The organism is Oleiphilus sp. HI0125 (assembly GCF_001635355.1).
Window position 1 is genome coordinate 1 of the sequence record NZ_LWGF01001238.1, and the last position, 786, is coordinate 786.

General features: G+C 44.8%; 1 protein-coding gene. It reads right to left on the reverse strand.

Annotated features, from left to right (window positions below):
- Positions 1–470, reverse strand: a 470-nt coding sequence (locus tag A3762_RS21575; RefSeq protein ID WP_082869286.1) for a cytochrome c4, incomplete at its 3' end; no start/stop codon positions are given.
- Positions 471–786 lie beyond the last annotated feature (316 nt).

A 786-nucleotide genomic window follows, 5' to 3' on the forward strand; every position in this document is an offset into this window, starting at 1 on the left:
TGCTGACCGCTAAGCGCTGGGAAACCTGCCGCCTCAACACCTTTACCTGAAGGACCGTGACAAGCGATACATGCTGCCATTTTAGTAGCTGGGTTACCGGCACGGTAAAGAGCGCGACCTTCTTCAACTAATTCTGGATCCGCTTGACCAACTGTTGTTGTTTGCGCCGCAAAGTACGCTGCAACATCTGCCATGTCTTGGTCACTAAAACCATCTAAAAGACCCGTCATTTCAACAATCACACGACGACCTTCTTTTTGATCATACATTTGCTTTAGCAAGTATCTCTCGCCTTGACCTGCTAACTTAGGGAAGTTACCCGCCGCACTATTACCATCTGCACCATGACATGCAGCACATACCGCAGACTTGTCTTTACCAGCTTGCACATCGCCTACAACTTCAGCAGAAACAAATGCAGAGCTGCTTAGACCTAATGCAACTACCAACCCCTTAAACAACTTATTCATAATTTGCGCGCTCACTCTAATAAATTCGCCATTCACTGCGGCTTTATTCTTCTATTATTTCGCCAACCTGACCTTCAGTAATTATATCGACTGATTAAGATCTCACAAGAAAGATCAGGCAAAAAAAGTGGGGGTATTATACACTAAGCCCCCAGTGATAAAAGACTTTAAGTCAGTACCAATGAGTATCAATGCATGAGTGACCAAGCAAAACCTGCCACCTTATTTCGACTCGCCTATGATTCTGCCGCATTTATGCAAAGCGGCTCAAAACTTTCAAACTGTCCGAGTGATAACGGAATCGAAATTGCCTTTG